Origin of the sequence: Nocardia lasii (genome assembly GCF_042658545.1) — a bacterium.
Lineage (GTDB): Bacteria > Actinomycetota > Actinomycetes > Mycobacteriales > Mycobacteriaceae > Nocardia > Nocardia lasii.
The window spans coordinates 727,952-752,980 of the sequence record NZ_JBHSQN010000002.1; the positions used below are offsets into that span (position 1 = coordinate 727,952).

Sequence of the window (25,029 nt, forward strand, 5' to 3'; positions counted from 1 at the left end):
CGCACGACGACCCCGATCCCTCTCCCGGCCGAGTCAGGAGAATCGTGCGGCCGAGGGGGTCGTCCCGCGTGGAACTCGGACCGACGGTTGACCGGACCGAACGCCGAGAAGGTCTGCGATCTCGCCCTTTTCGGTCAGGCCGGCATCGACTGCCAGTAGGGAGAGCAGTCGGAGGGGGCGGCCGGTGCGTGCGGCGGCTTCGAGTTTGTGGTGGCCATCGAGCAGGAAGTGGATCAGCGACCAGTGCGCGTAATAATCGCGGCCCTCGTGGGCGACCGCGGGTACGCAGACGTCCAGAATTGACACCGCTACCGCTGTCGGCGTCGATTCGGTGCGGAGCCGCTGCTCGAAATGTCGAACGCGATCGCTGTCGTTCCAACTCGGCGGGACCATCGGGACCACGAATTCGTACAGGTGGGAATGTGGGCTCACCGCGGTGTCGAATGTTCGGTAATAGGGCGTGCGCGGGTGCGCGGGCAGACCCCAGAAGGGATCGATGCCCCAGGTCTGGACCTGCTCGTGCGCGAAATAGTCGTCGCGATCGAGCGGGAATACGAGGTGAGGGCTGATGCTCAGCAGCATCGGTTGATATTTTCCGACCGGAAGTAGTTCGGCGAACGACTCGATCACCGAACTGTCCACATCGCTCAGTCCGGCTTCCAATCGTGCGGCGAGATCGGGTATCGACAGCGTTCGGTCGGCGCCTTCTTTGCGCTCGAACAGCATTGGGCAGGTGCCGCACCAGGGAGTAAGCTCGAAGGACGGGCGATCGTCGACGAACAGCAACCGTTGGCCTGTGGCGCCCGTCGGTTCGGGATGTGCCGCATCGAACCGGAGTACCGCATGCGCGTTTCCCAGCTTCCGGACCGCGCCGTGGGCGAGCACTGTCATAGGGCCACCGTAGCCCGATTCGGGAAAAGGCGAGCGACGCAGCGTCATTGGATGCGCGGTTCGCGCGAGGCAGTGTGTCGGGCGCACTGATGCCGGGAAACATTTCCGTCGGCACCTCGTTTCGCGAAGGGACAACTCGAGATGAAACGCTCAGCCATTCAGCACACTGTCGCGATGATCGCAGCGGGAGGCGCCCTCGCGGGGGCGGTTGTCGCGGGTTCCGGTATTGCCAACGCCACCAAAGTCCCCGACTACGGCGACGTTCGCTACGTCTTCTGCTCCGATGCGCAGACGGGTAACGAGGTCACGTACTACGACAACCTCGGCAAACGCGACAGAATCGTGACACTGCCCGAAGCCGTTGCGAGTGATCGATGGTGCGGCGGCGTGGATGTTCAGTTCGGGGACAGCACCTACATCTGGTCCTCGATCGTGAACGCCAATGGCAACTACGCGTACGCCGCGATCTACGTCAACGGCACGCTGGTAGCCCGCGACGAGGACCGCTCGACCTACGGCTACGCGGCGGCGATGACCTCGTAACCCGGGAGTCTGTAGCTATCGCGTGTACCGGTGCCGCACCGGCCGCCCAGTTCGGAGGTCTATCGATCGTCAACGATGATTCCGTGATCATGAAACGCTAAGCCTCGCAGTGTGATTCAATGTTCGGTTCGCCCGGGGCGCTGCGTCGCGCGGACTGCTGTCGGAAGCATTCCGATCGGCACATCGTTTCGCGAAAGGACAACTTGATATGACTCGGTCTGCCATCCGGCGCGCGGTCGCGGTGATCGGGGCGGGCGGTGCGCTCGCGGGGGCTGTTGTCGCGGGTGCCGGTGTCGCGAACGCCGTCGAGGTTCCCAAGTACGGCAACGTTCGCTACGTCTTCTGCTCCGACGCGCAGGAAGGCAACGAGATCACCTACTACGACGGGTTCGGGAAGCGCGACGAGGTCGTGACGCTGACCGACCCCATGGAGGGTGGGCGGTGGTGTCGCAATGTTGATGTGCTGTTCGCGTCCAGTTCCTTTGTCTGGTCGTCGATTCGGCACGACGAGGCGAGCTACGCGTTCACCGCGATCTACGTGAACGGCGCGTTGAAGGCCCGCGAGGAGGACCGCTCGTCCTACGGGTACGCGGCCGCGATGGCGATGTGAGTCGCTGAGCCCTGGTGCGCCGGCTCCGCACGGAGTCGGCGCACGGGTAGGGCTCAGGCGCCGAGGCCTGCCAGAATCGCGATGGGCGCCAACAGAATCCACTGCGGCAGGCTGAACACCGACGCGCGACCCGGCACGCGCGTCGCGATCACGAAGAACACCACCGCGTATGCCGCGTAGCGGGCGGCGGTCAGTGCCGCGACCAGTGCGGTTCCCGTCGGCTCCCACCACGCCAGCGCGAGCAGGGTGAGCGCGGTGGCGACGAGGTCCACGCTGACCATGTGCCAGACGGCGTGCATGGTTCGCTTCGGGACGTCGGCCATCGAACTGGTCAGCAGGGGGCGCACCGGGTCGAAGTGGCCCGCGATGATGTGGATCGCCGAAACAGCCAGTGCGAGAACACCTCCGGCGAGCAGGTAGCCGTTCATCGGGTGATCCCGGTGGTGATGATGGCGCCGAGACGGGTGGCCAGATCCGCCGTCACCGGCTCGCCGAGGATGCCGAGGTGGAAGAAGATCGCACCGGCGATGGTGTCGAGGACGAGATCGATCGCGATGTCGTCGCCGATTTCGCCACGGACACGAGCCCGCTCGAAGATCTCCCCCATGCGTGATTTCACCGGAGCGAGGAACGAATCACGCAGCACGGCACGCAGTTTCGGATCGGCGGCGAAGTCGGCGAGTAGGCCCGGTAGGGCGATCGCCGCGGCGGGTGCGCTGAATTCGGCGATCAGGGCCTCGACCAGGGCGGTGACGTCGGCCTCGACGGTTCCCTCGTCGGGCACCGGGCCCAGGTCGACGCGGGTGAACAGCGCTTCGTAGACCAGTTCGGGCTTTCCCGACCAGCGCCGGTAGATCGCGTCCTTGCCGACCCCGGCGCGGGCCGCGATCGCGGTGACCGATGTTGTCGCATAACCGGTTTCGAGGATGAGGTGTTCGGCGGCGTCGAGGATGGCCGCGTGGGTGCGCTGGTCGCGGGGGCGACCGGCGCGGGAATTCGAGCTCATCCATTTACAATACGGGTAGACCCGTATTTATGCACCCGCGCGTAAGTACCTACCGAGCAGGACGACCAACTCGTCCTCGAGGTCGGTGGGATCCATCGGCGCGGTCGAGGTCATCAGGCGGTGGATCAATGACTCCACGGTGGCCACCACGACCCGCGCGGCGCGGTCGGGATGCGCGACGGCGACCTCGGGGTGGTGGATGAGCAGCTGGGTCACCATGTCGACGGCGAAGTCCTCGGTCTCGCGCAGTCGCGTCAGGAATTCCGGGGCGCGGGGGGCTTCCTCGAACAGCACGCGATGCAGTCGTGGGTTGTCGCGGTGGTTGTCGATCACGGCCCGAATGAACAGGCGCAGAACATCATCGAGTTGTGCGGGCAGGCCCTCGGCCAAGCGCTCGCCGAGCAGGCGGGTCCCGGCGTCGACGTGTTCGTCCATCAGCGCGCGCAAGATCGCGTCCTTGTTCGGGAAGTACTGGTAGAGCGAGCCGACCGAGACGCCGGCGCGCTCGGCGATGCGGTTGGTCGTGCCCGCCGGGTAGCCGTGCTCGGCGAAAACCTGAGCAGCCGCGTCGAGCACCCAGCGGCGGGTGAGGGTCGCGCGCGCCTGTTTGGGCTGCTTGCGGGGCCGAAACCGATCCGTGGGTGCCACAGCGACCTTTCGTCGGAACGCGAGTAGTCAACAGTGTTGTTCGCGCGAAGAATTCGGAGGTGAGAGCAACGTCCGTCTGCGAGGAGCAACGATAGATGCGAACGATCCGCCTGGAAACCGAGCTGGCCGCCGACGCTGATCGCGTGTGGTTCGCCATGCGGTCCCCCGTCACCTTTCTCTACGTGTGCCGTGGTCTGTTCGGCATTCCGGCGCTCGCGGGCCGGGCCGAACCGCTCCGGCGGGGAGAACGAGGGACGGGGTGGCTGTGGGCGTTTCATGTCATTCCCGCCTACCGCCACACCATCGAGGTTGTCGAGGTCGACGCCGGCACCATCCGAACTCGCGAGCATGGTGGGATCTTGAAGACCTGGAACCACACTCTTCAGGTCGAACCGCTCACCGAGCAGACCTGCCGCTACAGCGACACCATCGAGATCGACACTCGCTGGGCGACTGGGCTGGTGGCATCAGTCGCCACGGCGATCTTCCGATATCGACACCGTCGCTGGCACCGGCTCGTCCGGCGCCACCTGACACCGACCGAACGGCGCAGCGACCTCGAGCTTCCCGAGGGGCCTTAGCCGCTCGCTGCACTGTGCTCGCTGCGCGTCGAATTCGCTAGGTGCGCGGATGCTCGTTCTGGCCGGCTCGAGCGGCTGATGACCGTCCCCGGGTCAGTAGGGTGTGCCCAACTCGATGTGCTCAGGAGGTTCCGTCGTGGCGGTTCGCACGCTCGCTCTCACCGTGGCTACGGCCGACGGGAAGGCCGATGCCTTCCTCGCTCACCCGGACGATGACGCGCCCCACCCGGCGGTGCTGGTGTTCTCCGACGCGTTCGGGTTGCGGCCGGTGGTTCGGCGGGACGCGGAACGGCTCGCGGCGCTGGGGTTTACCGTGCTCGTGCCGAATGTGTTGTATCGCAACGGTTCCGCGCCGGTGGTCGAACTTCCCGAGTTCATCGATGCCGATCGGCGTGGTGAGATCTTCGGCGCTCTGCGTCCGCTGCTGACCGCGTTGACGCCCGAACTCGTTGTCGCCGACGCGGCCGGGTATCTGGAGTGGTTGGCGGATTCGCCGCTGACCACCGGCAATCCTGTCGGCCTGACCGGGTACTGCATGGGTGTGCGCAACGCGCTCCACACCGCCGCCGCCTATCCCGATCGGGTCGCGGCGGTGGCGGGATTTCACGGTGGACGGCTGGCCACCGACGACCCCACCAGCGCCCATACCGTCGTCGACCTGATCACCGCCGAGGTCTACCTCGCCCACGCCGACGCCGATCCGGGCCTGCCGCCCGAGCAGATCGCCCGCCTCGACACCGCCCTCACCACCGCGGGCATCACCTTCCGCACCGAGGTCTATCCCGGCGCCCACCACGGCTTCACCCAATCCGACACCGACGTCTACAACCCCGAAGCGGACGCCCGGCACTGGACCGAACTCGGCGAGTTGTTCACCCGCGTGCTGCGCTGAAAAGGACTGGTCGAGGGCTGTTTTCGGCGCAATCGCCACCGGGACGCGTGGGACGGGATAAGGTTCGTCGGCTCGATCCCAGTGCGCGATCCGTACTCACAGCAGGGGACACCTTGACGACTCCGCCCTTTCCGCCGCAGCAACCGCCCTATGGTCAGCAGCCGCCGTACGGTCAACAGCCGCCGTATGGTCAGCAGCCGGGGTATCCGCCGCGGCCGCCCAAGAAGAGCAATACGGTGTGGATCGTGCTCGGGATCGTCGCCGTGCTGGTGCTGTGCGGGGTCGGTGGGTGTGTCGCGCTGATCGCCACGGCGGGCGAAGAGGTCAGCAAGTCCCTCGACGCGGCGGCGAGTTCGATGCAGTCGACCGGGCCCGTGGCGCCGGAAACCCCCGCTGTGCCGCCGGTGATCCCGCCGCTCACGCCCGGCACCTCGACCGGCGAGGGCAAGGCCATCACCTACGAGATCATCTCGGACAGTTCCGAACTCGGCTCGGTGACCTACTTCGACGGGAACAGCGAGTTGCAGCAGGAGATGACCGCGACCGCGCCATGGACGAAGTCGGTCACGAACACCTCGACGGTCGCGCTGATCGGAGTGGGCGCGCAGACGGACGGATCCTCGGTGACCTGCCGAATCACCGTGGACGGCGAGGTCGCCGACGAACAGACCGCAACAGGTAAGTACGCCGTCGTGAACTGCACCGCCGCCGCGTTCTGAGCGGGGCGGGTCGTGCGGACCTTCCCCGGGAACGCAACGATCCCGCGACGCGACGTCGCGGGATCGTGTTCGGCTGTCAGCCGCTCGCGCGTGACAGCTAGGAGGGGATCGACTCGGTGTCGGTGTCGGTGGAGCGGCGGTTGCGCAGGGCGCGCTTGGCCACTTCGATGACGATCGGGAGGACGGAGACGGCGACGATCCCGAGGAAGATGAGATCGATGTTGTCGCGTACCACCGCGATCTGGCCGAGTAGGTAGCCGAGGTAGGTGAGGCCGGCGCCCCACAGCACGCCACCGATGATGTTGTAGATGGCGAAGGTTCGGTAGCGCATCTTCGCCGCGCCCGCGACGACCGGTGCGTAGGTGCGCACGATCGGCACGAAACGCGCCAGCACGATGGTGATCGGGCCGTGTTTGACGAAGAACGCGTGCGATTCGTCGATGTAGCGCTTCTTGAACAGGCGCGCGTCGTTGCTCTTGAACAGCGCGGTGCCGCCGCGAGCGCCGATGACGTACCCCACCTGGTCGCCCAGGACCGCCGCGATCGGCACCAGGATCAACAGCACGCCGATCGGGGCGAACGGCTCGATCTCGGTCGACTTCGACGCCGCGATCAGACCCGCGGTGAACAGCAGCGAGTCGCCGGGCAGCAGCGGGAACAGCAGGCCCGACTCGATGAACACCACGAGCAGCAGACCGGCCAGCACCCAGGTGCCGAACGAGTTCAGCAGGTTGACCGGGTCCAGAAAGCCGGGCAGCAGCGCGAGATTGGTGACGGTGTTCATTTGCTGCCCGCCGCCCACTTCATCCCCCACGAGTACGCGCGGTCGAGGTCGGCCTGGTTGCCCGCGACGTAGTTGACCTCGCGCTGCACGGTCAGGCCCTGCCCGGTGTTGGTGAGCAACGCGATCGCGCAGATGCGGGCGTCGGCGGCCGAGGAGTCCAGGCGGACCTCGATCTGCGGACCCGAGGTCGGGAACATGGTGACCACGCCGTCCACGGCCGCCCAGTTCGGGGCGCCGTCGTAGATCATGGCGAAGATCAGCACCCGCCGGAACAGTTCCGGGTCGGCCAGGTTGATGTGCAGGTTCTCCCCGCCGGTGGCCGAACCGCTGCGGTCGTCGGCGTCCAGGGCGATGTAGGGCGGCTGGTTCAGCGCGCCGAAGCTGTTGCCCAGTGCCTGCACGACCCCCTTGGAACCGTCGGCCAGCTCGTAGAGGCAGCCCAGATCCAGATCGACCCCGCCTGCGCCGCCGAGCAGTTTCGCCAGGAAACCCTTCTTGACCGGCGCACCGGTGGACCAGTTCAGGTTCACCCGCATGGCACCTTGGCGCTCACCGGATTTCGTCAGGGTGACGGTGCGTTCGGTCTTGGTCAGGGTGAGTTTGTTCAGGCTCACGCCCGGTTGATTGTTGTCGTCGGTACCCATGGGTGTCGCTTCGCTCGGATCCGCCGACTCAGATGTTGACGCCGTAGTCGCGGGCGATGCCGGCCAGGCCCGAGGCGTAGCCCTGGCCGATGGCACGGAACTTCCATTCGGCGCCGTTGCGGTAGAGCTCGCCGAAGACCATCGCGGTCTCGGTCGAGGAGTCCTCGGTGAGGTCGTAGCGGGCCAGCTCGCTGCCGTTGGCGCGGTCGACGACGCGGATGAACGCGTTGCGGACCTGGCCGAAGGACTGCTGGCGGGCGTCGGCGTCGTGGATCGACACGGGGAAGAAGATGCTGGTGATGTTGGCGGGGGTGGCCGCCAGGTCGACGTTGATGACCTCGTCGTCGCCGTCGCCCTCACCGGTCAGGTTGTCGCCGGTGTGCTCGATCGCGCCGTCGGGCGAACGCAGGTTGTTGTAGAAGACGAAATGCTGATCGGAGACGACCTTGTTGTCGGGGCCGGTCGCGATCGCGCTGGCGTCGAGGTCGAAATCGGTCCCGGTGGTCGAGCGCACATCCCAACCCAAGCCGACCGCCACCGCGGTCAGATTCGGCGCCTGCTTCGACAGCGATACGTTGCCGCCCTTGGCCAAACTCACACCCACGACCATCACTCCTTCTCATCGGTCGAAGACAGGCCGGATCGACCTGCCCACACACACGGGTGCGCCGCCGTCAGCGGCGGCGCACGGTATTACGTGCCACTGTATGGTTGCGGTTCGCGAGGACTCCGACCGCACCATTAGCGACGGTAGCACGCGGCACTGTATGGTCTACCTCTGCTGTGAAGGAGGCTGTGATGGTCGAGGCCGTGCTCAGAATCGGCGAACTGGCCGCCCGCGCCGAGGTCAGCACCCGCACCGTCGATCACTACACCAGCATCGGGTTGCTCGTGCCCGCCGAGCGCAGCGCGGGCAACTATCGCCTCTACAACGTCGCCGATGTCGAGCGCATCCATCTCGTCCAGCGGCTCGAGGCGCAGGGGATTCCGCTGGCGGAGATCGCGACGGCGCTCAATACCGGCCCGCAGGACACCTCCGAGGTGCTCGCGCGCCTCGACGACGACCTCAAGAGTTTGCAGTCGGTCGCCGAGACCGCGCCCGCGGAGTTGCACGGGCTGCTCAACATCATCGCCACCCGGGCGCACTCGTTGATCCAGGTCGCCATGCAGATCCCACCGGACCTGCCGATCCTGTGAGCGTGCGACGGCGGTAGCGTGGCTGTCGGGGGCGAGCCGACGGCGGCCGCCTGGTCACCGGCTTCGGCGCCGACCGCGGCTACCCCTTCCCCGAATTCCTCGCCGACACCGAATCCTGCGGCCTCACAACCGATTCCCTCTTCTCCACCTGGGACCTACGCCCCTCCACCCCCACCTCCGACTTCCTCGTCGCGGTCTTCTCCCGCACCGACTGAGACGCCCGCGACGGGGTTTCGATCTGCTCGAGCGGGAAGGGTGGAAGGGGCGGGTTGGGTTGTTAGCGTCGGGTGGTGGATTTGAGATTGAGTGGTAAGCGGGCGATTGTTACCGGGGCCAGTCGGGGGATCGGGTTGGCGGTGGCTCGGGGGTTGGCCGCGGAGGGCGTGGATCTGGTGATCGCGGCTCGGGCGGAGGGGGCGTTGCGGGAAGCCGCGGCGGGGATTGTTCGGGAGTTCGGGGTGCGGGTGATCGCGGTGCCGACCGATACCGGTGACGACGAGCAGGTCAAGGCGTTGGTCGCGCGGACGGTGGACGAGTTGGGCGGGGTGGACATTCTGGTGAATTCCGCGGCGACGCCGTGGAGTGCGGGGCCGGGCGGGGGTGTGCAGGCCACGACCGATGAGATCGTGCGTCGGGAGGTCGAGATCAAGGTGCTCGGGTATCTGCGGACCGCGCGGGCGGTGGCGCCGCACCTGGTGGCGCAGGGGTGGGGGCGGATCGTCAATATCAGCGGACTCGGTGCGCGGCACGCGAATTCGATCGGGCAGACCATTCGCAATGTGAGTGTGTCGGCGTTGACCAAGAACCTCGCCGACGAGCTGGGACCGCACGGGGTGAACGTGACGGTCGTGCATCCGGGAATCACCCGCACCGAGCGCTTCACCGAACGGCTCACCGCGCAGGCCGAGCGCGACGGTGACGAGGTGGCCGCGCTGGAACAGCAGCTGGCGACGAACTCGATTCGTCGCCTCGTCGACGCGAGCGAGATCGCCGATGTGGTGACGTTCCTGGCGTCCCCGCGCAGCATCTCCATCACCGGCGACGCGATCGCCGCCGGTGGCGGCATTCCCGGACCGGTCTTCTACTGATGACGAGCACTGTCGTACCCACCGTGATCGCCAGCACCACCTCCCCGCTCGCGGCGAGCGCGCCGCCGAGCGCGTTCTTCAGCGCGCAGGACTACCGCCGGTTCCATGCCCGCGCGGCCGGCTACGACGCCGAGAACATCTTCTTCACCGAGGATTTCGAGGAATTGCGGGCGGCCGGGTACCTGAGCGCCGCGCTACCGACCCAGTACGGCGGCCGGGGTCTGTCGCTCAGCGAATTGGCCAGGGAGCAAAGGCAATTGGCGTACTGGGCGCCCGCCACGGCGCTCGCGATCAACATGCACCTGTATTGGACCGGTCCGGCGGCCGCGCTGACCACGTCCGGGGTGGCGGATTTCGGCTGGTTGCTCGCCGCGGTGCGCGACGGTGAGGTGTTCGCGGCCGGGCACGGCGAGCGCGGAAACGATGTGGGAATGGATGATTCGGTGGTGTCGGCGCGCCCGCAGCCCGACGGTTCCTACCTGATCAACGGTCGCAAGACGTTCACCTCGCTCGGACCGGTGTGGACCTCGGTGGGCATCCACGCCCGCGACGACTCCGATCCGCACAACCCGCGGATCGTGCACCTGTTCGTGGCGCGGGATCAGCCGGGGGTGCGCGTCGAGCAGACCTGGGACACCCTCGGCGTGCGCGCGACCCGCAGCGACGACACGATCTTCGACAACGCGCGCGCCGAGGCCTCGACCTTCTCGGGCGCGCACGCACCCGGGGGCGCCTATCCCCCGCTGATCGGCGGCATCCTCGTCTGGTACCTGCCGCTGCTGGCCAATGTCTACTTCGGAATCGCCCGGCGCGCACTGGATGTCGCGATCCTGCACGCGGGCACGCGCCCCTCGCTGGTGGCCGGCGTCGAGTCGCACGCGGCCAAGCCGGCGGTGCAGCGTCAGATCGCCGAGGCCGAGATCCAGCTCGACGCCGCGTTCGCGCTGCTCGAGACGGCCACTCGCGATGTCGACGCCGGGGTCGAGCACGGGGCGTGGGCGCTGCCGCGCCTGTTCTCCGCCAAGGAGTTCGCGACCAGGACGGCCAAGAACGTGGTCGACGTCGCCGTGCAGGTGGTGGGCGCGTCGTCGGTGAGTCGCCGCAACGAACTCGAGCGGCTCTACCGCGACGTGCGCACCGGCCAGCTCCATCCCCCGAACACCGACGCGATCCTCGACGTCGTGGGCCGCACCGCCCTCGGACTGCTCCCCTGACATCGAGTTCCCGCGAACGAAAGGGGCGGGGCCGAGCCGAGTTTCGATCAGGGCGATCTCGAGCATTGCCCACAGTGCCGCGTGCGGCGAAGAGTATTCCAGTACGCGTGTCCCATAAACAGGAGGTATCCCGGTCGTGAGCTTCGGCAAGGGCACGTTGCTCGCGGGGGACGACGCCGGGGCGGATGCGCGGTCGTTGCGCACCGGGTTGGCGATCATGGTGCGCGGGTGCGTGCACGCGCCGGGGGCAGCGGCGGTGGCGATCGGGTCGGGGCTGGTCAACGCCGTGTGTATGGTGCTCGCGGCGAAGGCGGTCGGGTGGAGCACCGAGCACGTGGTGGTGGCCGGTTTCGCCGAGGGCCGGTTCCTGCCGGGCGCGGCGGCCGCGGGCGCGGTGTTCGTGCTCGCGGTGTCGCTGTTGCGGATCGTCACGATCATCTCGCGGGGTGTGGCGACGGGAATCGTGGAGTACCGCAACCAGGCCGAGGCCAGGAAAGCGGTGGTCGACGCCTATCTGCGCCTCGGTGTCTCGTGGCATCGGCGCCGCTCGGCCGGGCAGCTGGTCTCGCGGGCGGTCTCCGACACCGAGACCATGTGGGATCCCATGCAGCACTTCCCGTTCGCGGTCGGCATGGTGGGAATGCTGCTGCTGGTGCTGGCCGATATCGCCCATGTCGACTGGTGGCTCGCGCTGGTCGCGGTGGTGCTCATCCCGCTGGTGTTCGCGGCCAATCTGGCCTACCAGCGGGTGCTTTCGCCGCGGGCTCGCGCGGCGCAGCAGCAGCGCGCGGTGGTGAGCGGACTCGCGCACGAGGCGATCGCCGGACAGCAGGTGGTGCGCACGCTCGGCATCACCGACGCCGAGATCGCCCGCTTCGCCGCGGCCGCCGACGACTCGCGGGCGGCGAATCGGCGAATGGGCAACGCGGGCGCGGTATTCGACCCCACGATCGAGCTCATGCCGCCGCTGGCCGCGCTGGTGATCCTGGCGATCGGGGTCTCGCGGGTCGAGGCCGGACATCTGGGGGTCGGCGCGCTGGTCGAGGTGATCTACCTGCTCATCACCACCGCGATTCCGTTGAACGTGATCGCGCGGTTCCTCGGCATCGTGCCGCTCGGGGTGGCGGGGTCGGTGCGGGTGGCGGAGGTGCTCGACGCGGTCGAACGGCCCGCGTTCGGACAGTACTGTCCGCCGCGCGACGAGCACGGCGTGGCGATCGAGGTCAGCGGGGTCGGCTTCGACTATCGCGAGGAAGCGGCGGTCGGCGATCGCCCGGCAGGACTCGACATCGGCTCGCCCACAGAAGATTTCGAGATCGGGCGGGCGGCCGTGCGGGACCTGACTCTCGACGCACGACCGGGCGCGGTCGTCGCCGTGGTCGGTGCGACGGGGGCGGGCAAGAGTACGTTGCTCGCGCTGCTGGCCCACCTGCTCGAAGCGGATCGGGGCGTGGTCGCCGTCGACGGCGTGGACACCCGGTTGCTCGCGCCCGGCGCGATCCGGCGACGCACCGCCCTGGTCACCCAGAACGCCTTCCTGTTCACCGACACCGTGCGCGCCAACGTGACTCTCGGCGCCGACGACGGCGACCTCGAACGCGCCCTGCACATCGCCGACGCGGCCGAGTTCGTCGCGGCGCTACCGCAGGGCGTCGACACCGTGCTCGGCGAGAACACCCAACTGTCCGGCGGACAGCGGCAGCGCATCGCCTTGGCGCGCGCCATCTTCCGACGTCCGGGACTGCTGCTGCTCGACGACGCGACCTCCGCGCTCGACCCACTCGTCGAACACACCGTGGTGCGACGATTACGCGCCGAGTACGCCGACGACGACCGGCACACCACCGTCGTGCTGGTCGGCCATCGCGCCGCCACCGTCGCTCTGGCCGACACCGTGGTGTTCCTCGCCGACGGGCAGATCCTCGCGCACGGCCGCCATACCAACCTGCTCGACACCGAACCCAGGTACCGGGACCTGCTCGGCGCCTACCGGACCGACGAGGTGCTCCGATGACCGCGCGCGCCTACGGCACCACCGCGCTGCTGCGCCGGTTGCGCCGCCACACCTCCCTGTCCCCGGCGGCCCTGCTGGTGATCGGGTTGCTGGCCACGGTCGCCGCGGCCGGTCGGATCGTCATTCCCGTGACCATCCAGTACGCGCTCGATCACGCGCTGCTCGCCGATGTCGATCCCGCCACCCGCGCCGATGTCGTCACCCACGCCGTCGTGGCCGGGGTGGGCGCGGTGGTGTTGGCGATGATCGCCTCGGCGCTGATGAACTTCCAGATGATCCGGGTCGTGGAACGGGTGCTGCTGGATCTGCGGGTATCGGCGTTCGGTCGCATCCTGCGGCTGTCGCCCGCCGATCCGCGCGCGAGTTCGGGCACCGCGCTGGTGGCCCGGGTGACCAACGACATCGATGTCGTCACCCTCTACGCCCAATCCGGCGGCATCACCCTGGTGCAGAACATCGCGCAGATGATCCTGGCGCTGGCGGTGATGTTCACCTACTCGTGGGCGCCCGCGCTGCTGGTGCTGATCATCGGGCTCAGCGTGCCGATCGCCGGACATCGCCTCCAGCAGTGGGTCGGACGGCGGTTCGATGCCGTGCGACGCGGGGTCGGCACGCTGTACGCCGGGCTGCTCGAGACCCTGGTCGGGATCGACACAATCCGCGTCTACGGCATCGAGGAGCGGATGCGCGCCCGCGCCATCGCCCAGATCGACGCCGTGCGCGACGCGCAGCGACGCACCCTGTGGCCCACCGGTTTCAACATCTCCATCGGCGAGGTGGCCAGCGGGCTGATCACCACCTCGGTGCTGGTGGCGGGCACGGCCGCGGGGGTGGGGGTGTTCGGGTTGCATCTGGGGTTGTCGGCGGGCGATGTGGTGGCGTTCCTGTTCCTCGTCACGTTCTTCGTGCGGCCGATGCAGTTCGCGGTGAGCAGTCTGGCCGATTCGCGCAATGCCGAGGCCGGGTTGCGGCGGGTGCTCGAGATCCTCGACATCGAGGACGAGGCCGCGCCGACCGGGCGCACCGCGCTGCCCGCCGGGCCTGCGACCGTCGAACTGGGCGGGGTCGGATTCAGCTACCGCACCGGCAAACCCGTGCTGCGCGGGATCGATCTGCGCATCGGCGCCGGTGAGCATGTGGCGGTGGTCGGTGAGACCGGTTCGGGCAAGAGCACTTTCGCGAAGTTGGTGACCCGGCAGCTGCTGCCGGGGTCGGGCACGTTGACCCTGTGGGGTGTGCCGATCGAGGAGATCGCCGACGACGCGCTGACCCGCCGCGTCGCCGTGGTGCCGCAGGACGCGTTCCTGTTCGATCGCACCGTCGAGGAGAACATCGCGCTGGGACGCGCGGACGCCACCCGCGCCGATGTGCTCGCGGTGCTGGCGCGCCTCGGCCTCACCGAGTGGGTGCGCGGGTTGCCGCACGGGCTCGACACCCGGGTCGGGCAACGCGGTGAGGCGCTCTCGGCCGGGGAACGCCAGCTGGTCGCGCTCGCGCGCACCGCGCTGGTGAATCCCGATCTGCTGGTCCTGGACGAGGCGACCAGCGGCGTCGACGCGGGCACCGACGTGCGCGTGCAGCACGCGCTGGCCGAACTCACCCGGGGCCGCACCACCGTGACCATCGCGCACCGGATGCACTCGGCCGAGTCCGCCGATCGGGTGCTGCTGTTCCACGACGGCGAGATCGCCGAGGACGGCACGCACGCCGAATTGGTCGATCTGGGCGGGCGCTACGCCCGGCTGCATGAGGTGTGGGCGCGTGATTCGGTCGCTACCAGCGAGTATGTTCCCAGCGCCATGGAGCATTCTCCGCCTGTCGGTGGTCGCTGCTAGGGTCGGTCGAGTTCTGACACGGGGTGCCGCGCGACCGCGCGGCTGAGAACAAACCCGCCGAACCTGTTCAGGTAATGCTGACGAAGGGATGTCACGGTGTCGCACGCCCACACCACGGAGAGATTCTCCGACCACCTCTGGGATCGAACCAAGGGCCTGCGCGCCGCGATCGATGACCTGGAATTCCTGCGCCTGCTCGGCCAGGGCACCCTGCCGCTGGACGCGTTCGCCGTCTATATCGAACAGGATTCGCTCTACCTCACCGGCTATTCCAAGGCGCTGGCGCTGCTCGCCGCCAAGTCCCCCGATCCGCAGACCGCGGCCTTCTGGGCGAACTCCTCGGCGAACGCGGCCGCGGTCGAATCGGCCATGCACGAGCAGCTGCTCACCGGTGGCGCGCTGCCGCCCCGACAGGGTGAGCCGGAGCATTCGCCGACCTGCCTTGCCTACATCTCCTTCCTGATCGCCGCCGCCGCGACCGAGTCCTACGCGGTCGCCGCCGCGGCCGCGCTGCCGTGCTTCTGGATCTACGCCGAAGTGGGTCGTGAGCTGGCCGCGAGCGCCGCGAAGGTGATCGCCGCCGACCCTGCCCACCCGTACGCGCAGTGGGTCACCACCTATGGCGCCGAGGACTTCCAGATCGCCGCCGCGACTGCCCGCGCGCTGGTCGACGCCGCCGCCGAGACCGCCACCGAGCGTGAGCGGGAGGCGATGGAGAAGGCCTTTGTTTTGGCCGTGCGCTACGAGCTGGTGTTCTGGGACACCGCTCTGCACCCGCAGCCCTGGCCCGCCGCATGAGCGCCCGGATGCGCCGCGCGCTCGCGGTTCTCGCCACCGGCATCGCGATGGTGTCGATGCTCACCGCCTGTGGTTCGGGCGGTGGATCCGATCAGACGATCCGGTTCGCGCTGGACTGGACACCCAATACCAACCACTCGGGCCTGTATGTGGCGTTGCAGCGCGGCTTCTTCAGCGACGCCGGGCTCGATGTTCATGTGCTGCCGTACAACAACACCTCGGTCGATACCGTGGTCGATGCCGGGAACGCGGAATTCGGGATCAGTACGCACAATTCGTCGACCTTCGCGCGGGCTTCGGGTGCGCGCGTCCAGTCCGTCCTCGCGCCGCTGCAACATTGGGCGACCGGGATCGGGGTGCGCGCGGATCGCGCCGACATCGCCAGTCCGAAGGATCTCGACGGCAAGACCTATGCCGGTTTCGGTGATCCGGGCGAGAAGGAATCGCTGTCGCAGGTGATCCGCAATGACGGCGGCACCGGCGATTTCACCTCCGTGACGTTGGGTTCTTCGGCGTATGAGGCCGTCTACTCCGGCAAGGCCGACTTCACCGTGTCGTATCTGGCCTGGGAGGGCATCGAGGCCGAACACCACGGCACCCCGATGAAGTACTTCCGCTACACCGACTTCGGGTTCCCCGACTCCTACGCCATCGTCATCGACGCCAACGAAGGCTGGCTCGCCGAGAACCCGGACCGGGCGAAGAAGTTCGTGCAGGCGCTGCAGCGCGGCTACCAGTTCGCCGCCGACAACCCCGACGCGGCGGCGCAGGACCTCATCGACGCCAACCCGGGCGCGTTCAACGACGAGGAGCTGGTCTTCGAGAGTCAGCGAATGTTGGCCGAGCAGTTCATGAAGGACCCCAGCGGCCAGGTGGGCACCCAGACTTTGGAGCAGTGGTCGGCCAATTCCGGCTTCCTGTTCCGCAGCGGACTGCTCAACGGTCCCGACGGGAAGCCGCTGACCACCGAACCCGACTGGTCGACGTATTTCACCAATGCCTACCTCGCCAACCCGTGAGTCCGCGGTAGCCGCACCCGGCAGCCGGTCGGGTGTGCGGTGGGCGCTGCCCTCGATCGTCACGGTGGCGGTCCTGGTGGCCGTGTGGCAGATCTATGTCATGACCAGCGGGGTGCGGCCGCAGGTGCTGCCCTCGCCGGTGCGGGTGGCGCGGCAGGGATGGGCGCATCGCGCGGAGATCGCCACCCACGCCGCCGCCACGCTCCAGGTCACGCTGATCGGTTTCGCGGTGTCGTTGACCTTGGCGTGGGTGCTGGCGGTGATCGTCGATTTCTCGCCGTGGTTGCGGCGGGCGCTGGTGCCGCTGTTCGTGGCGTCGCAGACGGTGCCGATCGTCGCGATCGCGCCGCTGATGATCATCTGGTTCGGGTTCGGGCTGCTGCCGAAGATCCTGGTGGTCGCGCTGGTGACCTTCTTCCCGATGGCGATCGGGCTGATCGAGGGGTTCGCCGCGGCCGACCGGGACGCGGGCGCGCTGCTGCGGAGTATGGGCGCGTCCCGGGTGCAGGTGTTCCGGTATGTGCGGCTGCCCTCGGCGATCCCCCGGTTCTTCACCGCGTTGCGGATCGGCATCACCTACGCGGTGGTGGGTGCGGTGTTCGCCGAATATGTCGGCGCCAGTGTGGGTCTGGGCATCTACATGAGCTTGCAGAAGAATTCGTTCCGCACCGATCTGGTGTTGGCGGCGGTGCTGGTGACCGCGCTGTTGAGTATCGCGCTGTATCTGGCCACGTTCGCGGTCGAACGCCTCGTCGCGCCGTGGGCGCTCGCGGAGAACAGGAGTCGACGTGACTGACCGGATCGTCGTCGACGGGCTCACCAAGTCGTTCCATCGACCCGGCCGCGACAGCACCGATCTCGAAGTGCTGGGCGGGGTCTCGTTCACGGTCCGGGCGGGCGAGTTCGTCACTGTGATCGGGCCGAGCGGGTGCGGCAAGAGCACCGTGTTCAACATGCTCGCCGGGCTCGAGTCCCCTGACTCCGGGAGCATCGATTTTCGCGGCGAGAACACCGCGTCGCACTGCGCCTACATGCCGCAGAAGGACCTGCTGTTCCCCTGGCGGACCATCCTCGACAACACCATTCTCGGTCTGCGCGTGCAGGGCGTGCCCAAGCAGGAAGCCCGCCGCCGCGCCCGCGAACTGTTCCCCGTCTTCGGCCTGTCCGGCTTCGAGAACTCCCGCCCGTCCCAACTCTCGGGCGGCATGCGCCAACGAGCCGCCCTGCTGCGCACCGTCGTCCAGGACCGCGAACTGCTCCTGCTCGACGAACCCTTCGGCGCCCTGGACTCCCTCACCCGCACCGACATGCAATCGTGGCTCCAGGAGGTCTGGCAGCGCTACCGCTGGATGATCCTGATGATCACCCACGACATCCGCGAAGCGGTCTACCTCTCCGACCGCGTCATCGTCCTGTCCGCCCGCCCCGCCACCGTCCGCCACGAACTCGTCGTCGACCTTCCCCGCCCACGCGAACTGTCGACGATCACCTCACCGGAGTTCGTGGCGTTGGAGGAGCAGTTGCTGGCGATCCTGCACGAGGAATCGCGGCGGGCATCGGTGCAGCAGGGCTGATTTCGCCGGCACTACCTGTGCGGTATTCGATGTCGGTGGACTCTTGCGTTTCCGGGTCGAATCCGAAACGGGCGTGGGGATAAAAGGCCTACACCCGCGAGATCGAGAAGCAGCTCAATGGCGTACTGCGCGAGCAGGCGTCGGCCAACGGGGCCACCTATGTCGATCTCTCCACGCCGAGCGTGGGTCACGACACGTGCCGTGACGCCGCGACACGCTGGGTCGAGCCGCCGATTCCCAGCCACCTCGACACCAACCCGGTGCACCCCAACGCGGTCGGCCAGATCGCCACCGCGGCGATCGTGCGCGCCGCGATCGGGCGATAGCCGAGCCGCGGAGAATTGTTCTAACCGGCGCGCAATCGCGCTGTTACATGTGCCCGAAAGATGGGGTTGCGTGGGGAATTGACGCCCTTCGGTGGCCCGTCAGATATATCTCTCGCGCAACGGTGCGGAAATCTTCGAGCGCTATCTTTTTGCGATCATCATCGTTCGATTCGATCGGATAACCCCATGACCGAAACGGTTCCGAAACACAGTTCCCCCGACATCCCGCCCAACGCCGTTGTCGGTGCGGGCGATCTCGTCGAAGCCGCCGGACTTCCGGTCGGAAGCGGCCATATCAAGCCCGAGTACGACCCGCGGCTGACCAATGAGGATCTGGCGCCGCTGCGCAAACAGACCTGGGGTTCCTACAACATCTTCGCGTTCTGGATGTCGGACGTGCACTCGGTCGGTGGCTATGTCACCGCGGGCAGCCTGTTCGCGCTCGGCCTGGCCAGCTGGCAGGTGCTGGTGTCGCTGCTGGTCGGCATCGTGATCGTGTACATCCTGTGCAACCTGGTGGCCAAGCCCAGCCAGGCCGCGGGTGTGCCGTATCCGGTGATCTGTCGTAGCTCGTTCGGCGTGCTCGGGGCCAATATCCCGGCGATCATCCGCGGTCTGATCGCGGTGGCCTGGTACGGCATCCAGACCTTCCTCGCCTCGGCCGCGTTGGATGTCGTGCTGATCAAACTGTTCCCGTCGCTGGCGCCGTACGCCTCGCTCGAGGATTACGGTTTCCTCGGATTGCCGCTGCTGGGCTGGGGCAGTTTCATTCTGCTGTGGATTCTGCAGGCGTGCGTGTTCTGGCGCGGCATGGAAGCGATTCGCAAGTTCATCGACTTCTGTGGTCCGGCCGTCTATGTGGTCATGTTCATCCTGTGCGGTTACCTGCTCTACAAGGCGGGCTGGAGCGGGGTCGACCTCAACCTCGGTGATGTGAAGTACACCGGCTTCGACGCCATTCCGGTGATGTTGGGCGCTATCGCGCTGGTGGTGTCGTACTTCTCCGGACCGCTGCTCAACTTCGGCGACTTCTCCCGTTACGGAAAGTCGTTCGAGGCGGTCAAGAAGGGCAACTTCCTCGGGCTTCCGGTCAATTTCCTGGTCTTCTCGTTGCTGGTCGTGATCACCGCGTCGCTGACTGTTCCGGTATTCGGTGAATTGATCACCGACCCGGTCCACACCGTCGCCAAGATCGATTCCACCTTCGCGATCGTGCTGGGCGCGCTCACGTTCACGATCGCCACGATCGGCATCAATATCGTCGCCAACTTCATCTCCCCGGCCTTCGACTTCTCGAATGTGAGTCCCCAGCGGATCAGCTGGCGCGCCGGTGGCATGATCGCCGCGGTCGGCTCGGTGCTGATCACCCCGTGGAACCTGTACAACAATCCCGATGTCATCCACTACACGCTGGAGACGCTGGGTGCGTTCATCGGCCCGCTGTTCGGTGTCCTGCTCGCCGACTACTACCTGGTGCGCAAGCAGAAGATCGTCGTGGACGACCTGTTCACGATGTCGGAGGGCGGCACCTACTGGTACAAGAAGGGCTACAACCCCGCCGCGGTCTGGGCGACGGTGGTGGGCGCGGTGATCGCGGTGTTCCCGGTGTTGTTCAACAACATCTACGGAATGCACACGGCCGCCCAGTACAGCTGGTTCATCGGCTGCGGCGTCGGTCTGGGCGCCTACCTGCTGCTGGCCAAGCGCACCACCAAGTACGCCGTCACCAACTTCTGAGTTCACTCCGCATCGAACGAGGAACCCCCGGCCGTCTCGGTCGGGGGTTCCTCGCTGTCGGGCTCAGGTCATGGCGTCAGTCTTGCCGGTTGGACCGGCACCGATCACAGTCGGTCGAGGGCTCGGTGGGCGGCGTTGAACCCGCACATGCCGTGCGCGCCGGCGCCTGGGGGTGTGGCCGCCGAGCACAGGTACACGCCGGGGACACCGGTGTCGTAGGGGTGCACCGAGATTCGGGGGCGGAAGACGAGTTGGCGGGCGGAGTTGGCGCCGGTGACGACGTCGCCGCCGACGTAGTTCGCGTTGTGGCGGGTCATGTCGGTGGTGGTGCGGACGGCGATCGCGCGGACGCGGTCGCGGAATCCGGGGGCGAACTGTTCGATGCGGGCGGTGATCGCGTCGGTGGCGTCGCCCTGGTAGCCGGCGGGGACGTGGGCGTAGGAGTAGAGGGGGTGCAGGTCGCCGACGGAGCGGGTCGGGTCGGCGAGGTATTGCTGGCCGACGAGGACGAAGGGGTGTTCGGGGAGTTGTCCTCGGGCTACCAGCTTTTCGGCCGCCGCGGTCTCCTGCCAGCTGCCGCCGAGGTGGACGGTGCCCGCCGAGCGTGCGGGTTCGTAGGTCCACGGCACGCCGCCCTCGACGGCGAAGTCGACTTTGAAGGCGCCGGGGCCGTGTCGGAATGTGTTGTAGGCGTGCCGGATTCGGCCGGGCATGCGGTCGCCGCAGATCCGGGCCGCCGCGCCGGGAGCGGTGTCGAGCATGACGAGGTCGACCGGGCCGAGTTCGTCGAGGGAATCGACCCGGCGGCCCGTTTCGAGCTTCACCCCGTATTCCGCGCACCGGGTGAGGATGGCGTCGGCGATCGCGCCGGACCCGCCGCGCGCGGCGACCCAGCCGAAGCGGTGGGCGGCGGTGGTCAGGGCGACGCCGATCGCGGCGGAGAACGGGGTGTCGAAGGGGCGGAAGGCGTGGGCGGCGGTGCCCGCGAACAGGGCGCGGGCGGCGGGCGTGCGGAGTCGTCGGGCCATCAGGTCGGTAGGGAGCGCGGAGTAGGCGCCGAAGCGGGCCAGGTGGATCGGGTGACGGGGGACGTGCAGCATCGGCTGCAGGAATTCCTCGCTGATCGTGTCGAAGCGGGCGGCCAGCGGTCCGAAGACCGCCGACCAGCTGGCATCGTCGAGCCCGGCGGCGGTCTCCGCGGCGCTGTGATGCAGGGCCGCGCCACCGTCGGCGAGGGGGTGGGCCAGCTCGATCGGTGCGCGCGTCCACGCCAAACCCGCACCGGCGAGGTCGAATTCGCGGGCGAACGGCGAGCCCAGCGCCAGCGGGTGCAGGCCCGAGCACTCGTCGTGCACGAGACCGGGCAGGGTGGACTCGGCGGAGCGGACGCCGCCGCCGAGGGTGTCATTGGCTTCGATCACGGTCACCGCGACACCGGCGGCGGCCAGGGTCAGGGCGGCGGCGAGTCCGTTGGGCCCGCTGCCGACCACCACCGCCGTGCTCATCGCGCCTGCTCCGGGGTCGCGCTGCGCCAGGTGACCTCGTACGGGACGGGCCCCTCGGGCAGCCACGGCTGCTGGGAGACACAGTCGGCGACCTGCCACACCCCGCGCTCGATCACGCCCAGCGCCGCGTCGACGATCATGTACTGCTGGTCGGCGCGGTGGATGGGCTGGGACTCGACCCAGACCACCAGGAATTCGCCGGGCGCGAAGTGCAGGCGGCGCTGGATGCTGGTGATCAGTTGCTCGTTGTGCAGGTGGCCGTCGCCGAAGTTCCAGCCGACGACCAGGTTCGCGCCGATCTCGCCCTCGCGGACGGTGTAGCGGTCGAGGTCGGGACCGAGATGGTTGCTCAGGACCGAGAGCAGGCCGCGGCCCTGGCTGTGCATGGCCCGCCAGGCGACGAACAGCGACATCGTCATGTCGGCCGCGTCGGCCGGATAGCCCAGGGCCTCGAGCTGTTTGTTGTGGGTCTGCACGGGGATGGGCAGGTCGTTGAAGCGTTCCTCGACGCCGGGGCCCAGCGCCCAGACCGCCGAGGCCCAGTTGCCGGCGTACTGGCGCATCGAGGGCAGGAAGGAGACGAGGTCGGGGCGCAGGTTGCCGAGCACGGGGAACGCGACCAGCGCCGCGCCGAGGACGAACAGCAACCAGATCGGGGTGAAATCGGTGACCGCGTAGCCCTCGCCCGCCGGGTAGCCGAGGAACAGGAACACCGCGATGTAGGCGAACAGCAGATTCCATTCCAGCGGGACGGCCAGCGGGAACGTCGAGGCGATGAACAGGTGGAAGGCCACGATGCAGCAGACCGCGATCAGAGTGACGGTCGTGTTCGTGCTCACCAGCAGGACCACCGGCACCACGAGTTCGGCGGTGGTGCCGAGAATGTGGGCGATGAACCAGGCCGACTTCGACGGTCGCAGATCGCGTGGGGCGTCACGGTATTGGCGCAGGCGCTCGCGCTTGGGCATGAACGGCGCGTTCGACACCATCGGCGGAATCACATTGGTGAAGTGCTGCCCGAACTTCGACACCGCCGCCCCCACCCACACGGTCACGATGACCAGCTTGAGCGCGATGATCATATTGACGAAAGGCAGTGTGGCGCAGACGATCAGGATCGGCAGATACTGTTCGCCGCGCGCGGCGAGGAAGGGCACGCGGTCGCGCAGACCGAGCAGGATCAGCAGCACCACCGGGACGATCAGCGCGAGGGGTCGCACGAGCAGACCGTTGGTGGCGGTGCCGGTGGCCGCGGCGAGGGAGTCGCTGTGCACGCCGGGCAGCAGGATCGCGGTCGCGAGGCTGGTCAGCACGCCCGCGTAGAGCAGCGCGTCGAGAACGGTGCGCTCGTCACCGGCGGTGCCGGGCACCTTGCCGGGCCAGGGTGGGAGCCGAATCGTGCCGGGGCGCAACCAGTATCGCGCGCCGCCGTACATCGGCTTGAAGTGGCCGGTGAGCGGGCCCCACGCGCCGCCGATCCCGATCACTTCCAGCAGCGCCACCCACAGGACCAGTTTCTGGTAGACGATCGGCTCGTTCCACCAGGCCGCCACGTCCAGGGGCGAGCCCACGTCGGAGGTGAGGGTGGCGACGAGAATACCGCCGCCGAGGGAGAACACGAACAGTTTCACCAGGTAGATCAGGTGCAGCACGCGGGGGCTGCCGAAACCGTTCTCGGCCCAGAAGCCGGTGAGCAGTTCGATGCGGTCGAAGAAGGGGCGGCCGCGGAATTCGGCGGGGTCGACCGGGGGCAGGGTGGGGTCTTTGAATGCCATGGTGCTCAGCCTCGATTCGACAGGTCGCGAAGGTCCTCGCGGGAACGCAGGGTGGGCTTGTCGACCTTGCCGACCGGGTTGCGTGGGATCTCGTCGAGCACCCGGATCGACACGGGCACTTTGAATTTCGCGAGATTGGCGTAGCAGGTGGCGAGCATGTCGTCGACGACGAGGTCGGCGTCGGGGTAGGCGGCGACGAACGCCACCGGCACCTCCCCCAGCACGTCGTGGGGCGCGCCGACGACTGCGGCCTCGAGCACGCCGGGGTGGGTGTGCAGGACGGCTTCGATCTCCTTGGGGTAGATGTTCTCGCCGCCGCGGATGATCATGTCCTTGATGCGGTCGACGATGCGCAGGTAGCCGTCCTCGTCGATGACGCCGACGTCGCCGGTCCGCAACCAGCCGTCGCGCAGGGTCGCGGCGGTGGCCTCGGGGCGGTTCAGGTAGCCGACCATCACATTCGCGCCCTTGATGACCACTTCGCCGCGTTCACCCGGCGCCAGGATGGTGCCGTGCTCGTCCATCACCTCCACGCGCTGGCCGGGCATGGCGGGTCCGACGGTGCCGAGTTTGCGGACGCCGTCGACCGGGTTGGTACACGAGGCGCAGCTGCCCTCGGTCAGGCCGTAGCCCTCCACCAGGGGGAAGCCGAGCTTGTGTTCGGCCGCGGTGAGCAGTTCGGCCGAGGCGGGCGCGGCGCCGCACACCCCGTACCGCACCGAGCTGAAATCGGCGTCGCCGGCGTGCGCGACGAGCATGGCGTAGATCGCGGGGACGCCGGAGAAGAAGGTGGGGCGCAGGCGCTGCACCCAGTCGATGAAGGTGGGCACGGTGAACTTGCGCATCACGCTGAGTTGGCCGCCGCCCCTGACCGTGGTCAGGAAGCTGACGAACAGGGCGTTGGCGTGGAAGAGCGGGAGGAACAGCAGGCAGTGGGTGTCGTCGCCGACGGGCTTGGCGGCGAGCATCGACGCGGTCATCGCCTCGACATTGCGGTGGTCGAGCATGACGCCCTTCGGCCTGCCCGTCGAACCGCTCGTGTAGACGAGCAGGGCCAGGTCGGCGCCGTCGGTGGTGGCCGGGGGCAGCGAACCGCGCGCGGTGCGGCGCAGGTGTTCGACGTCGAGCACGGTGAGGTCGTCGTGGGAGTGGCCGCCGCCGACGGTGATCAGCAGGCGCGCGCCCGCGTCGGTGATCTGGTAGTCGGCCTCGTTGGCGGTGAACGCGGGATTGACCGGTGTCGCCGCCGCGCCGACGCGCCAGGCGGCCATCAGGGCCAGCAGCAGTTCGATCCGGTTGGGAAGCATGATCGCGACGACATCGCCGGGTCCGATGCCCAGTTCGGCGTACTGTTCGGCGACGGCTTCGACGCGCTCGGCGAACTGGGCGTAGGTCAGTTCCTCGACATCGTCGCGCACGCACGGGCGGGTCGAGAAGACTTCGGGACGGGCCCAGGGTAGGTAATCGAACTGCGTCATCGGGTTCCTCTCGCGCTCCGGGGATCGAATTCTGGCCCCGGACAAACCATTAAGACGAGGTTAAATGTCTTTGTGACCCGAGTCACTGTCTCGGGCGAACAGTAATCACTGTCGGTCGGGGTCAGGACGGCCTTGCCTGGGGCGGGTGCGT

The 25,029-nt window shown here is 67.8% G+C and carries 26 protein-coding genes, 1 pseudogene and 1 riboswitch; of the genes and pseudogenes, 17 read left to right on the forward strand and 10 right to left on the reverse strand.

The features are described from left to right. Positions 1-33: 33 nt before the first annotated feature. Positions 34-885, reverse strand: coding sequence for a hypothetical protein (locus ACFP3H_RS07110; RefSeq protein WP_378601247.1), 852 nt, complete (start codon positions 883-885; stop codon positions 34-36). A gap of 180 nt (positions 886-1,065) precedes the next feature. On the opposite strand from ACFP3H_RS07110, the gene ACFP3H_RS07115 reads away from it, so the two are divergent. Both ACFP3H_RS07115 and ACFP3H_RS07120 read left to right on the forward strand, forming a co-directional pair. After that, on the forward strand, positions 1,066-1,434 hold the full coding sequence (locus ACFP3H_RS07115) for a hypothetical protein (RefSeq protein ID WP_378601250.1): 369 nt from the start codon (positions 1,066-1,068) through the stop codon (positions 1,432-1,434). A gap of 208 nt (positions 1,435-1,642) precedes the next feature. Then, positions 1,643-2,044 (forward strand): hypothetical protein, encoded by a 402-nt coding sequence (locus tag ACFP3H_RS07120; RefSeq protein ID WP_378601253.1) that lies wholly within the window; start codon positions 1,643-1,645, stop codon positions 2,042-2,044. Positions 2,045-2,097: 53 nt separating this feature from the next. Here the strand turns inward: ACFP3H_RS07120 and ACFP3H_RS07125 are convergent, their stop codons facing one another. Genes ACFP3H_RS07125 through ACFP3H_RS07135 form a run of 3 tightly spaced genes read right to left on the reverse strand, consistent with a single transcriptional unit; the run spans position 2,098 to position 3,698 of the window. Then, positions 2,098-2,472: a hypothetical protein gene (locus tag ACFP3H_RS07125; protein WP_378601256.1), complete on the reverse strand. Its 375-nt coding sequence runs from the start codon at positions 2,470-2,472 to the stop codon at positions 2,098-2,100. Continuing rightward, a complete protein-coding gene (locus tag ACFP3H_RS07130; protein ID WP_378601259.1) occupies positions 2,469-3,050 on the reverse strand; it encodes a TetR/AcrR family transcriptional regulator in 582 nt (193 codons plus the stop codon). The genes ACFP3H_RS07125 and ACFP3H_RS07130 overlap by 4 nt, the downstream gene beginning before the upstream one ends. Positions 3,051-3,077: 27 nt before the next feature. Next, positions 3,078-3,698, reverse strand: a complete 621-nt coding sequence (locus tag ACFP3H_RS07135) for a TetR/AcrR family transcriptional regulator (protein WP_378601262.1) — start codon at positions 3,696-3,698, stop codon at positions 3,078-3,080. A gap of 95 nt (positions 3,699-3,793) precedes the next feature. On the opposite strand from ACFP3H_RS07135, the gene ACFP3H_RS07140 reads away from it, so the two are divergent. The 3 genes from ACFP3H_RS07140 (at position 3,794) to ACFP3H_RS07150 (ending at position 5,890) form a co-directional block, all read left to right on the forward strand. Further along, positions 3,794-4,279, forward strand: coding sequence for a hypothetical protein (locus ACFP3H_RS07140; protein ID WP_378601265.1), 486 nt, complete (start codon positions 3,794-3,796; stop codon positions 4,277-4,279). A gap of 136 nt (positions 4,280-4,415) precedes the next feature. Continuing rightward, entirely contained in the window at positions 4,416-5,171 is a 756-nt protein-coding gene (locus ACFP3H_RS07145) for a dienelactone hydrolase family protein (RefSeq protein WP_378601268.1), read from the forward strand. A gap of 113 nt (positions 5,172-5,284) precedes the next feature. Further along, positions 5,285-5,890, forward strand: a complete 606-nt coding sequence (locus ACFP3H_RS07150) for an MmpS family transport accessory protein (protein WP_378601271.1) — start codon at positions 5,285-5,287, stop codon at positions 5,888-5,890. A gap of 97 nt (positions 5,891-5,987) precedes the next feature. Here the strand turns inward: ACFP3H_RS07150 and ACFP3H_RS07155 are convergent, their stop codons facing one another. From ACFP3H_RS07155 to ACFP3H_RS07165, 3 genes are read right to left on the reverse strand one after another with little or no spacing between them, the layout of a single operon-like run. Then, positions 5,988-6,674: a VTT domain-containing protein gene (locus tag ACFP3H_RS07155; RefSeq protein ID WP_378601274.1), complete on the reverse strand. Its 687-nt coding sequence runs from the start codon at positions 6,672-6,674 to the stop codon at positions 5,988-5,990. After that, positions 6,671-7,318 carry a TerD family protein gene (locus ACFP3H_RS07160; protein WP_378601277.1) on the reverse strand — a complete coding sequence of 216 codons (648 nt, stop codon included), beginning with the start codon at positions 7,316-7,318 and terminating at the stop codon, positions 6,671-6,673. Before ACFP3H_RS07160 ends, ACFP3H_RS07155 begins: the two co-directional genes overlap by 4 nt. Positions 7,319-7,346: 28 nt before the next feature. After that, positions 7,347-7,922 (reverse strand): TerD family protein, encoded by a 576-nt coding sequence (locus tag ACFP3H_RS07165; RefSeq protein WP_378601280.1) that lies wholly within the window; start codon positions 7,920-7,922, stop codon positions 7,347-7,349. A gap of 194 nt (positions 7,923-8,116) precedes the next feature. Here ACFP3H_RS07165 and ACFP3H_RS07170 point away from each other — a divergent pair, with 194 nt between their 5' ends. The 12 genes and pseudogenes from ACFP3H_RS07170 to ACFP3H_RS07225 all read left to right on the forward strand — a co-directional run bounded on the left by ACFP3H_RS07170 (position 8,117) and on the right by ACFP3H_RS07225 (position 20,120). Beyond that, entirely contained in the window at positions 8,117-8,515 is a 399-nt protein-coding gene (locus tag ACFP3H_RS07170; RefSeq protein WP_378601283.1) for a helix-turn-helix domain-containing protein, read from the forward strand. Positions 8,516-8,550: 35 nt separating this feature from the next. Further along, positions 8,551-8,730 (forward strand): annotated as a pseudogene (locus tag ACFP3H_RS07175) (SAM-dependent methyltransferase); the annotation flags it as partial. Positions 8,731-8,805: 75 nt separating this feature from the next. Further along, positions 8,806-9,603 carry an SDR family NAD(P)-dependent oxidoreductase gene (locus ACFP3H_RS07180; protein ID WP_378601286.1) on the forward strand — a complete coding sequence of 266 codons (798 nt, stop codon included), beginning with the start codon at positions 8,806-8,808 and terminating at the stop codon, positions 9,601-9,603. Further along, a complete protein-coding gene (locus ACFP3H_RS07185) occupies positions 9,603-10,817 on the forward strand; it encodes an acyl-CoA dehydrogenase family protein (protein WP_378601289.1) in 1,215 nt (404 codons plus the stop codon). Before ACFP3H_RS07180 ends, ACFP3H_RS07185 begins: the two co-directional genes overlap by 1 nt. A 136-nt stretch (positions 10,818-10,953) precedes the next feature. Further along, positions 10,954-12,831 (forward strand): ABC transporter ATP-binding protein, encoded by a 1,878-nt coding sequence (locus ACFP3H_RS07190; protein WP_378601292.1) that lies wholly within the window; start codon positions 10,954-10,956, stop codon positions 12,829-12,831. Continuing rightward, entirely contained in the window at positions 12,828-14,666 is a 1,839-nt protein-coding gene (locus ACFP3H_RS07195; RefSeq protein WP_378601295.1) for an ABC transporter ATP-binding protein, read from the forward strand. Before ACFP3H_RS07190 ends, ACFP3H_RS07195 begins: the two co-directional genes overlap by 4 nt. Before the next feature lie 9 nt (positions 14,667-14,675). Then, a riboswitch (TPP riboswitch) is annotated at positions 14,676-14,772 on the forward strand. After that, entirely contained in the window at positions 14,763-15,464 is a 702-nt protein-coding gene (locus ACFP3H_RS07200; protein WP_378601299.1) for a TenA family protein, read from the forward strand. It overlaps the preceding riboswitch by 10 nt. Next, positions 15,461-16,483 (forward strand): ABC transporter substrate-binding protein, encoded by a 1,023-nt coding sequence (locus tag ACFP3H_RS07205; RefSeq protein WP_378601301.1) that lies wholly within the window; start codon positions 15,461-15,463, stop codon positions 16,481-16,483. Before ACFP3H_RS07200 ends, ACFP3H_RS07205 begins: the two co-directional genes overlap by 4 nt. Then, on the forward strand, positions 16,461-17,279 hold the full coding sequence (locus ACFP3H_RS07210) for an ABC transporter permease (RefSeq protein WP_378601303.1): 819 nt from the start codon (positions 16,461-16,463) through the stop codon (positions 17,277-17,279). Before ACFP3H_RS07205 ends, ACFP3H_RS07210 begins: the two co-directional genes overlap by 23 nt. Further along, positions 17,272-18,057 carry an ABC transporter ATP-binding protein gene (locus ACFP3H_RS07215; protein WP_378601305.1) on the forward strand — a complete coding sequence of 262 codons (786 nt, stop codon included), beginning with the start codon at positions 17,272-17,274 and terminating at the stop codon, positions 18,055-18,057. The genes ACFP3H_RS07210 and ACFP3H_RS07215 overlap by 8 nt, the downstream gene beginning before the upstream one ends. A gap of 182 nt (positions 18,058-18,239) precedes the next feature. After that, entirely contained in the window at positions 18,240-18,383 is a 144-nt protein-coding gene (locus ACFP3H_RS07220) for a hypothetical protein (RefSeq protein WP_378601307.1), read from the forward strand. A gap of 186 nt (positions 18,384-18,569) precedes the next feature. After that, positions 18,570-20,120 carry an NCS1 family nucleobase:cation symporter-1 gene (locus ACFP3H_RS07225; protein WP_378601309.1) on the forward strand — a complete coding sequence of 517 codons (1,551 nt, stop codon included), beginning with the start codon at positions 18,570-18,572 and terminating at the stop codon, positions 20,118-20,120. Between the two features lie 104 nt (positions 20,121-20,224). On the opposite strand, the gene ACFP3H_RS07230 is transcribed toward ACFP3H_RS07225, so the two are convergent. From ACFP3H_RS07230 to ACFP3H_RS07240, 3 genes are read right to left on the reverse strand one after another with little or no spacing between them, the layout of a single operon-like run. Then, positions 20,225-21,625, reverse strand: coding sequence for a phytoene desaturase family protein (locus tag ACFP3H_RS07230; protein WP_378601311.1), 1,401 nt, complete (start codon positions 21,623-21,625; stop codon positions 20,225-20,227). Then, a complete protein-coding gene (locus ACFP3H_RS07235) occupies positions 21,622-23,400 on the reverse strand; it encodes a DUF3556 domain-containing protein (RefSeq protein ID WP_378601313.1) in 1,779 nt (592 codons plus the stop codon). The genes ACFP3H_RS07230 and ACFP3H_RS07235 overlap by 4 nt, the downstream gene beginning before the upstream one ends. A gap of 5 nt (positions 23,401-23,405) precedes the next feature. Next, entirely contained in the window at positions 23,406-24,878 is a 1,473-nt protein-coding gene (locus ACFP3H_RS07240) for a class I adenylate-forming enzyme family protein (RefSeq protein ID WP_378601315.1), read from the reverse strand. Positions 24,879-25,029: the final 151 nt, after the last annotated feature.